Here is a 9,612-nt window from a genome sequence, read left to right as displayed (position 1 = left end):
GGAGTCTAAAAAAGATAACCAGATTTAGTCCCTGAAAAACTGAGAGTTCAACAGCCTCGCCATTAGTGTTCACCAGTAAGTTTTGAGTACAAAGGCAGCTGCCTGCTAAAGCAGCAGAAAACAAATAGGACACAGCATACGTGTTAGGAGTTCATATCAGTCTCAGGGGATCAGACTTTTAAAGTAGTCATGTAATTACATGCCACAAGGGGGATCAAAATCTACCCTGGATATCTTTAAATATCATTATATCAGGGACTAAATCTAAAATTAATGGAAACAAGAAAGTTTATATTTAAATGGTGATATATTTCAATATCACTAAGTATATTATACGAGGAGGAATTGTTTTGTATTTATTAACTGTCGGGATTAATCATAAAACAGCACCTCTTGATATTAGAAATAGTTTATCACTGCAAGAAAAAGAGCTTAGAAAAAAACTCTTAAAGAAACAGCAAGAATTAAAGATGAATGAATTTCTAATTTTAAGTACCTGCAATCGTTTTGAAATTTATATTTTTTCGGAAAGTGATAATTATAAACAGCAATTTTTAAAAGATTATTTTTATCAATTTTTCTATCAAAATTTGCGAGAAGATCTGCATTATAAGTTAGATAGTCTTAGTAATTATCTTTATTTTAAATTTGATTTACAGGCAGTAGAACATCTTTATCGAGTTGCAGCTGGTCTAGACTCGCTTGTTACAGGTGAAACACAAATTCTGGCCCAATTAAAGCGACAGTTTAACGATTACCAGACTCATAATCTAACCGATAGCTATTTAAATCAGCTTTTTCTGGAAGCAATCCGGATTGGTAAATTGGTTAGAACTGAAACTAAAATCAGTGAAAAGGCTGTTTCAGTTAGTTATTCGGCAGTTGAGCTGGCCCGAAATATATTTGGCGATTTACAGGGAGAAAAAGTAATGATTTTAGGAGCAGGAGAAACTGCTGAACTGCTGTTAAAAAATTTAGTTAACTATGGTGTAGAGGGAATAATAGTTGCTAATCGAACCTATAGTAATGGTCAAAAATTGGCTGATAAGTATGGCGGTGAAGTTATTCACTGGCAGCAATTAACTGATCGCATTGCTGAGGTTGATATTATTATTGCTTCAACGGCTGCTCCTCATACTGTTTTACATAAAAATGACTTGAAAGCAGCAATGCAAAAAAAGCATGGTCCAATGTTTTTAATTGATATTGCTCTACCACGTGATATTGATTGTCAGGTTGAAGAACTGGCTGGAGTCCATCTTTATAATATTGATGATCTTCAGCAGGTAGTTGATCATAACCTTGACATAAGAGCTGGTGAAATTTCTAAAGCAGAAGCTATTATTGCACAGGAAAAATATAAATTCAGACGCTGGCTGCGTGAAAGAAGCTGTGTGCCTCTAATTAAGGAAATGCGGGCAGATGCAGAACAAATTAAAGCAGACGAGGTAGCAAGGGCTCTTCATCTGCTGGCTACTTCTGAATTGTCGGCTGAGGAAATTATTGAACAGTTAGGGCATCGACTTTTAAATAAATTATTACATCAGCCAACGATAGGATTAAAAGCAATAGCAGCAGAAGAACCGGTTCATAAAAAAGAAAAGTTAGCAGTTATTAAGAAAATATTTGCAGTTGGAGATTAAAAAATGGGAAAATATCCAGTTAATTTAGAACTTAAAGATAAAGCAATTTTATTAATCGGTGCTGGTTCGGTTGCGCTGCGTAAATTTAAACGTTTAGCAGCATCGGGAGCAGTAATTACAGTAGTTAGTCTCTATTTTTCAGCTGAATTTCGAAATTATTTAATTAAGGAGCTTGAGAAAAATAAAGCTGTTCAGCAGGCGGCAGCTGTAATTAATTTATGTCAGCAAAATGATAAGTTTAAGCAGGATAGTTTAAAATTAGAATTTAAGTTAGCAGAGCAGAGCTGTAAAATATTATTAGTTAAACGAGCTTTTAAGGCCGATGATTTAACTGGAAAGTTTTTGGTCTTTGCAGCTACAGCAGATTCTGAGTTAAATTATCAAGTCTTTAAATTAGCTCATCAAAATGATATTTTAGTTAATATAGCAGACGCTAAATACAGTAATTATTCTGATTTTACTCTACCGGCTTTAATCCAGCAGGGAGATTTACAATTGACAGCTGCAACTGGCGCTAATTTGCCGGCTCTTGCTAAAAATATAAAACAGCAATTAGCAGATCAATTTGGTTTTGAATATCAGCTTTTATTGGCTGTTATGGCTGAAATAAGACCGCTTGCTCTTAAGAAACTTAAATCAGCAGAACGCCAGCAATTTTTTAGAACCATTGCAGCAGCAGATTTTTTAAATAACTTAGCTGAATTAGGAAGAAATTTATCGAAAGTGGAATTACAACAGCAGCTTAATCAGATAAGCCAGGGGAATAAAAATTCATGGCTTTATCAGACTGCCCGTCAAAAAATTATTAAATTATTAGCCTCATATCAGAAAAAGGCCAGGTAATTGAACAGATAAAGGATGATAAATTTGCAAAAAAAATTTGTAATTGGAACTAGAAGCAGTAAGTTAGCTTTACAGCAATCTCAATTAGTCCAGAAAAAGCTCCAGCAGCTGGCTCCAGAATTTGAATTTGAAATCAAAAAAATTTCAACTGAAGGTGACCGCAAAAGAAATAAACAGTTAAGTGAGTTAGCAACTAGCGGACTTTTTATTCGAGACTTAGAAATTGCTTTATTGACAGGAAAAATTGATCTGGCAGTACATAGTTTTAAAGATTTACCAACTATTCTACCTGAGCAGCTTAAAATTGGTGGAATAATTGAACGCGCTAACCCCCTCGATGTTCTGGCTGGATCTACTCAAAAATTAGCTGATTTACCGCCTGGAGCAAGGCTTGGCACAGGTAGTTTAAGACGTAAATCGCAATTATTGGCGTATCGACCTGATTTGAAAATTATTCCAATTAGAGGTAATATAGAAACTAGATTAAATAAAATTAAAGAAGTTAATCTGGCAGGAGTGATTCTGGCAGCAGCCGGTTTAGAGAGGCTTAATTTAACTGAAGAAATAACTGAGTATATCAGTCCTGGTATTTGCCTGCCAGCAGCTCGCCAGGGTGCAATCGCAGTTGAAATAAAAAAAGATAGCAAACAACTACAAGAACTTTTGAAAGCAGCTGAAGATGAACAAATTGCGATTCCAGTTTGGGCAGAACAACAATTTTTAAAAAAAATGAATGCTGGTTGCCATGCTCCGCTTGCTTGTTATGCCAGGCTAGAAGCAGAACAGCTTGTTATTACTGCTGCAGCAGCTGCTCTGGATGGTAGTAATTTAATTCGACAGCAAAAAATATTGGAAAATTATACTTTAACTACAGCTGTTAATACAGCTGTTCAGCTGGCTGAAGAAATGATGGCAGCAGGTGCTGAACAACTAATTGCAGCAGTGAGAAAATAAAGGAGGGAAAACAGCTAATGGCAAAAGTTTATTTAACCGGAGCTGGCCCAGGAGATCCAGCCCTATTGACTTTAAAAGCAAAACAGGCTCTGGCTAAATCAGATGTTATTTTATATGATCGATTGGCTAACCAGCGTTTTTTAGATTATGCTTCTGAGACAGCTGAGAAGATCTATGTTGGCAAAAAAGCAGCAGATCATCGCTATACTCAGTCTGAAATAGAGTCACTAATGCTAGCTAAAGTAGAGGCAGGCAAAACAGTTTGTAGGCTTAAAGGTGGTGATCCTTTTGTTTATGGTCGAGGAGGGGAAGAGGCTTTGCGTTTAGCCGAATTAGGAATTGACTTTGAAATTATTCCTGGTATTAGTTCGGCCCTGGCCGTTCCACTTTATGCTGGTATTCCACTTACTCAAAGGCACCTGGCTTCTTCTTTTGCTGTAATTACTGGTCACGAAGCAGCTGCTAAGAGCAGTAGCACTGTTAAAATTGAAGAAATAGCAGCAGCAGTTGATACGCTTGTAGTTTTAATGGGAGTTGGTAAACTTGCTAAAATAGTAGAACGGGTAATAGCAGCAGGACGTGATCCAGAAACTCCGATTGCCTTGATTCGCTGGGGAAGTCGTTCCCAGCAGCAGGTTATTAAAGGCAAATTAGCCAACATAGTTGTTAAAGTAAAAACAGCTAAGCTCAAGCCACCAGCTGTAATTATAATTGGAGAAGTTGTCAGGCTAAGAGAGCAATTAAACTGGTTTGAAAAGAAGCAACTTCTGGCCAGAAATATTTTAGTAACTAGGCCAGCAGAACAGGCAGCAGAATTTGTAGAGTTAATTGAAAGCGAAGGAGGACAAGCAATTCTGGCCCCAGCAATAAAAATTAAAGAGGCTGCTAACCCACTTCCACTAAAAAAAGCTATCCGGGAATTAACTGCTTATAATTTTATTATTTTTACATCAGTTAATGGAGTTGAATTTTTCTGGCAGGAATTACAGCAGGCTGGTCTGGATGCAAGAGCATTTGCTGGCCATAAAATAATCTGTATTGGTAGTAAAACAGCAAAAAAATTAGCTGAGTTTGGCCTGCAGGCTGACTATCTGCCTGCTGATTACTCAACAGCGGGGATTTTAAATTTATTAGAAAATTTAGCTGCAGCAGGTGAAATTAATTTTGCTGAAAGTAATTTTCTACTTCCGAGAGCTAATCTTGCTTCCCGTGATTTAGCAGATCAATTAATTAACTGGGGAGCTGCGGTAACTGATCTAACAGCTTATCAGACTGTGCCAGCTGAACTACCAACAGACTTAATTAAATTAATTAAAAATAATCAACTTGATTTGCTTACTTTTACCAGTTCTTCAACAGTTAGTAATTTTATGAATGGCATTAAGAATTTAGCAGCAGCAGAAACTGACCTGGAAGATTTGATGTTAAAATTGCAAGAGATTCCTGTTATTTGTATTGGACCAGTAACCGCTGCTTCAGCCAGACAAGAAGGACTAGCAGTTAATTTAATCGCCGAAGAATATACAATTAATGGTTTATTTAAAGCAATTATTAATTATTTTACTAAATTGGAGTGAATAAATATGCATTTAGTTAAACGTCCTCGACGTTTGCGTAGTTCTAAAAATATTCGTAATTTGGTCCGGGAAACTATTTTAAATCCAGCTGATTTTGTTAAACCATATTTTGTAGTACCAGGCCATGAGATTAAAGAAGAAATATCTGCTATGCCAGGTAATTATCATTTTTCGATTGATCAATTATTGCTTGAACTAAAACGAGTCAGTCAGCTTGGACTGCAGTCAGTTATCTTATTTGGCTTACCTGAATGTAAAGACAGCGAGGGTTCAAGTGCCTGGCAGAAAGATGGTATTGTTCAGCAGGCATTACGGGCAATAAAAGCAGAACTGCCAGAATTATATTTAATTACTGACCTTTGCCTCTGCCAATATACTGATCATGGACACTGTGGAATCATAAAAAATGGTGAGATTGTAAATGATCTTACCTTAGAAAGGCTGGGCAAGATTGCTCTTTCTCATGCCAGGGCAGGTGCAGATATGATTGCACCTTCTGATATGATGGATGGTCGAGTAGCTAAAATTAGAACAGTACTCGATCAGAACTCTTTTAATAATATAGCAATTATGGCTTATTCTGCTAAATACCAGTCAGCTTTTTATGGACCATTTAGAGAAGCTGCCCATTCTGCTCCTGGTCAGGGAGATCGCAGCACTTATCAGATGGATCCTGCAAACAGCAGAGAAGCACTGCGAGAAATTGAACTTGATCTGGCAGAAGGTGCTGATATAATTATGGTTAAGCCAGCACTGGCCTACCTTGATATTATCAAGCAGGCAGCAGTGAAATATAATGCCCCTCTGGCTGCCTATAATGTCAGTGGTGAATATGCAATGATCAAAGCTGCAGCAGAAAAGGGTTGGCTGGATGAGAAAAAAGTTGTATTGGAAAGTTTAACTGCAATTAAAAGAGCAGGAGCTAAGATTATTATAAGTTATTGGGCTGATCAGGCAATTAAATGGTTAAAGCAAGATAGAGCATAATCTAATTTTAAGCTTAGAGTTAGATCTTGCAACAGGCAGCGAAACTGTTGTTGAGCAGTTTAAATAAATCATAAAGGGTGTTTTTATGGATAAAGTTAGTAATTTACTAGCACAGCTTTCCGAAAAACTGATTAGCTTTTGCTTTTATAGTTATATTGATTTTGTTTATAAAACAAGTAAAGTTAATTTAGTTGGACAGGCAGAATTTTTTAAAAGTGATTACCCAGAAAAATTTGTTTTTTTTATCTGGCATGGTGATAGTTATTGCTTTTATCCACTTTTAAAAGGAGAAAGACTAAATATAGTAACAACTAAAAATAAGCGAGGTGGAGTAATCAGCAGAATTAGTCAGGCCTTTGGCTATGATGTAATTAGATTACCTGATTATTCAGAGAATGGTGACTATATTTTTAAATTAAGGAGCAAAATTAACTCTGGTGGTAATTCAAATCTAGTTGTTTCGGCTGATGGACCACTCGGTCCTTATCATGAACCAAAAGAATTTGCTTTTATTATGGCTCTTTTTTCTCGTCGGAGAATTGTACCAGTTAATATTGAAGTAAAGCGCAAGATTGAACTTAAAAATCGCTGGGATAAATTAAAATTTCCACTGCCTTTTAATCAAATTAATGTAAGTGTTAGTCAACCAATCAAACTTAGTAAAGCAGATCGGAAAGATAGATTTGCTGCTGCCAGAGATAAAATAAAATCAGTTATGGATTAACAATTAATTTACTAATCGAGAAAGTTTAAATTTAAGATAAGGAGTGAACAAATTATGGGGATTAGTTGGTCAAAGTCAAGCCAGGCTTTTGCAAGAGCTAAGCAGTCTATTCCAGGAGGAGTTAATAGTCCAGCCCGGGCTTTCACAGCTGTAGAAATGGATCCTCTTTTTATTGAAAGGGGAACAGGTGCTTATTTATACGATTTAGATGGTAATCAATACATAGATTATGTTAATTCCTGGGGACCGATGATCCTGGGGTATAATCATCCTCATGTATTAGCTGCTTTAAAAGATCAGCTGGCAAAGGGGAGTAGTTTTGGTGCCCCAACAGAGGTTGAAACAGAATTGGCTGAATTAATTAAAGAATTTTGTCCAGCTATTGATAAAGTCCGAATGGTTAATTCAGGGACTGAAGCAACTATGAGTGCAATTAGATTGGCTCGTGGTTATACCGGCAGAGATAAGATAGTTAAAATTGAGGGCTGTTATCATGGTCATGCAGATAGTTTATTAGTGGAGGCTGGTTCTGGAGTGGCAACTCTTGGCATCAAAGGCAGCCCGGGTGTTACCTCTAATACAGCTTGCGAAACAATTGTAGTTCCTTTTAATGATCAACCAGCTGTAGAACAGGTATTTACTGAATATGGTTCTGAAATTGCAGCTTTAATTTTGGAACCAGTTACCGGTAATATGGGAGTAATTGCTCCTCAAACTGCTTATTTAAAATTTTTACGTTCAATTACTAAAAAATATCAAAGTTTATTAATTTTTGATGAAGTTATGACTGGTTTTCGCCTGGCCAGAGGTGGTGCTCAGGAATTATATAATATAGCAGCTGATCTAACTACTTTTGGAAAGATAATTGGGGGAGGAATGCCGGTTGGGGCTTTTGCTGGCAAAAAAGAAATTATGGATTACATTGCCCCAGATGGACCTGTTTATCAGGCAGGAACTCTGTCGGGTAATCCAATGGCTATGCAGGCAGGTTTAGCAACTCTAAAAGAACTAAATGATTCGCAAAAATATCAAAAATTGGCTGAGTTAAGTCAGCAGCTAGCAGCGGGAATTGAAAAAAATATTGCTGAGCTTGATTTTCCAGCTCATTTGAGTAAAGTTGGTTCTATGTTTACCTTATTTTTTAGTAAGGAGGAAGTTAAAAATTATCATGATGTTCAAAATTGTCGGCTTGATCTGTTTGCTTCATATTTTAAGCTGATGCTGGCCCAGGGAATTTATTTGCCTCCATCTCAATTTGAAGCTAATTTTATTTCACTTGCTTTAAGCAAAGCTGATTTAGAAAAGACTATTGCTGCTAATTATCAGGCATTAAAGCAGTTAAGGACTGATTTATAATGAAAGAAGCTTTATTAGTAGTTAGTCATGGTAGTAAAAATCAAGCAAGTAGGCAGGAATTTGCAGAATTCATTAATAAATTAAGGACAGTTAAGCAGAATTATTTTAGCAAAATTGATGGAGCTTGTCTGGAATTCGCTGATCCTCAGTTAGAAACTGCAGTTAAGAAATTAGTTGCAGCAGGATATTCTAAGCTGGTAATTTTACCACTTTTTATTTTTGCAGGTTATCATGTCCGTAAAGATATTCCAGAGCGTCTTGACTCATTAAAAAAAGAGGTGCCAGAGTTGGAATATAAAATTTTGCCTCATCCGGCTAGTTCTACAGATTTTGCTGACTATATTTATCAAATAGCTCATAATTTTACAATTAACTAATTTGCTAGATAAATAAATTTAAATAAATTAAAACCGAACTCTCTTCAACTGAATGAAGAGAGTTCGGTTTTTTAGTTAATAATTACTATAATTTACTAATCATTTCTTTAATTTAATAATCAAATTCACCAAAGTCAGGATCAATTAGCCTATTATTAGTATTTAATTTATCCATTTCTGTTCTGGCTTCTGCAGGAAATTCCCAGTCAAAAAGAGAAAAATTAGATTTTAAATGCTCTTCAGAACTTGCTTTAGGAATGGCAACAATATTTTTATCAATCAGCCATTTTAAAGCTAGTTGAGCAGGGGATTTATCATATTCTTTAGCTAATTTTTGAATTGCTTCACTTTCAAATACTTCTCCCCGGGCCAGCGGACTGTAAGCTGTTAAAACAATATCATTTTCCTGGCAAAATTCCAGCAGATCTTTCTGATAAAGACTTGGATGAAATTCTACCTGATTGACGGCTATTAAATCCGGATTAATCTTAAGTGCGTCCTGTAGATGATGGATAGTAAAATTACTTACTCCAACATTTTTAGTTAAGCCAGCTTTCTTAACTTCTGCTAGAGCTTTTAAACTTTCAGTTAGCTCAATCTTATGATTAGGCCAGTGAATTAACAAGAGATCTAAATAATCAATTTGCAGTTCAGCTAAAAATCTTTTTGTATTAGTTTTAATATCTTGATAAGCTAGATTTTCTGGTTTTATTTTAGAAGTGATAAAAACATCGTTTCTATCTAATGAACTATTCTTTAAACCGGTTCCCACTGCCTGATGATTATCATATCCGTCAGCAGTATCAATATGCTCATAACCCATTGCTAGAGATTTTTCTACTATTTGACTACATTCTTTTCCTTTTAAACGCCAGGTTCCTAATCCTAAAAGCGGCATTTTATCACCAGATTTTAATTCGACATAATCCATTTGATCATCCTCCAGTTTAGTTGTTAAGATAACTTATTATTCTTTAAACTGATTAAATACTAAAAAAGGTTAATTTAAACCTACCTACTACATTATTATACTTAAGTTGAGATTAATTATCAACTTAAGTATAAAAAAAGGATATTCACTAATTTTGTTGAACTAAAATGTTAGAGGAAAGTTAAATTAGTAGTTAAAGAGTTTAGACTAAACTTATTGA

At 35.5% G+C, this 9,612-nt stretch carries 9 protein-coding genes; 8 read left to right on the top strand and 1 reads right to left on the bottom strand.

Annotation, left to right across the window (positions count from 1 at the left end):
• Positions 1–350: 350 nt before the first annotated feature.
• From hemA to BMZ74_RS08770, 8 genes are all read left to right on the top strand, one after another.
• Complete coding sequence (gene hemA / locus BMZ74_RS08805) at positions 351–1,643, top strand: glutamyl-tRNA reductase (protein ID WP_089861873.1); 1,293 nt, start codon at positions 351–353, stop codon at positions 1,641–1,643.
• 3 nt (positions 1,644–1,646) lie between these two features.
• Complete coding sequence (locus BMZ74_RS08800; RefSeq protein ID WP_089861872.1) at positions 1,647–2,486, top strand: precorrin-2 dehydrogenase/sirohydrochlorin ferrochelatase family protein; 840 nt, start codon at positions 1,647–1,649, stop codon at positions 2,484–2,486.
• Between the two features lie 24 nt (positions 2,487–2,510).
• Complete coding sequence (gene hemC, locus BMZ74_RS08795; RefSeq protein ID WP_177181409.1) at positions 2,511–3,440, top strand: hydroxymethylbilane synthase; 930 nt, start codon at positions 2,511–2,513, stop codon at positions 3,438–3,440.
• 17 nt (positions 3,441–3,457) lie between these two features.
• Positions 3,458–5,017, top strand: a complete 1,560-nt coding sequence (cobA, locus tag BMZ74_RS08790; protein WP_089861870.1) for a uroporphyrinogen-III C-methyltransferase — start codon at positions 3,458–3,460, stop codon at positions 5,015–5,017.
• Positions 5,018–5,023: 6 nt separating this feature from the next.
• Entirely contained in the window at positions 5,024–6,004 is a 981-nt protein-coding gene (gene hemB, locus BMZ74_RS08785) for a porphobilinogen synthase (RefSeq protein ID WP_089861869.1), read from the top strand.
• Positions 6,005–6,089: 85 nt separating this feature from the next.
• Entirely contained in the window at positions 6,090–6,728 is a 639-nt protein-coding gene (locus BMZ74_RS08780; RefSeq protein ID WP_089861868.1) for a hypothetical protein, read from the top strand.
• 54 nt (positions 6,729–6,782) lie between these two features.
• Positions 6,783–8,084: a glutamate-1-semialdehyde 2,1-aminomutase gene (hemL, locus tag BMZ74_RS08775; RefSeq protein ID WP_177181408.1), complete on the top strand. Its 1,302-nt coding sequence runs from the start codon at positions 6,783–6,785 to the stop codon at positions 8,082–8,084.
• The gene (locus BMZ74_RS08770; protein WP_089861867.1) at positions 8,084–8,461 is read left to right on the top strand and encodes a sirohydrochlorin chelatase; all 378 of its coding nucleotides are present in this window, start codon (positions 8,084–8,086) and stop codon (positions 8,459–8,461) included. The genes hemL and BMZ74_RS08770 overlap by 1 nt, the downstream gene beginning before the upstream one ends.
• A gap of 112 nt (positions 8,462–8,573) precedes the next feature.
• On the opposite strand, the gene BMZ74_RS08765 is transcribed toward BMZ74_RS08770, so the two are convergent.
• Positions 8,574–9,392: an aldo/keto reductase gene (locus tag BMZ74_RS08765; RefSeq protein WP_089861866.1), complete on the bottom strand. Its 819-nt coding sequence runs from the start codon at positions 9,390–9,392 to the stop codon at positions 8,574–8,576.
• Between the last annotated feature and the right edge of the window lie 220 nt (positions 9,393–9,612).

This window comes from Halanaerobium salsuginis (genome assembly GCF_900114545.1).
GTDB classification, from domain to species: Bacteria; Bacillota; Halanaerobiia; order Halanaerobiales; family Halanaerobiaceae; genus Halanaerobium; species Halanaerobium salsuginis.
The sequence above is the reverse complement of the archived record's forward strand: the minus strand, read 5'-3'. Positions and strand labels throughout refer to the sequence as shown.

What these genes read in the sequence shown, in the direction of transcription:
- cobA (WP_089861870.1), top strand. Translation starts at nt 3,458, where the DNA reads ATGGCAAAAGTTTATTTAACCGGAGCTGGCCCAGGAGATCCAGCCCTA.
- BMZ74_RS08800 (WP_089861872.1), top strand. Translation starts at nt 1,647, where the DNA reads ATGGGAAAATATCCAGTTAATTTAGAACTTAAAGATAAAGCAATTTTA.
- BMZ74_RS08780 (WP_089861868.1), top strand. Translation starts at nt 6,090, where the DNA reads ATGGATAAAGTTAGTAATTTACTAGCACAGCTTTCCGAAAAACTGATT.
- hemB (WP_089861869.1), top strand. Translation starts at nt 5,024, where the DNA reads ATGCATTTAGTTAAACGTCCTCGACGTTTGCGTAGTTCTAAAAATATT.
- BMZ74_RS08770 (WP_089861867.1), top strand. Translation starts at nt 8,084, where the DNA reads ATGAAAGAAGCTTTATTAGTAGTTAGTCATGGTAGTAAAAATCAAGCA.
- BMZ74_RS08765 (WP_089861866.1), bottom strand. Translation starts at nt 9,392, where the DNA reads ATGGATTATGTCGAATTAAAATCTGGTGATAAAATGCCGCTTTTAGGA.
- hemL (WP_177181408.1), top strand. Translation starts at nt 6,783, where the DNA reads ATGGGGATTAGTTGGTCAAAGTCAAGCCAGGCTTTTGCAAGAGCTAAG.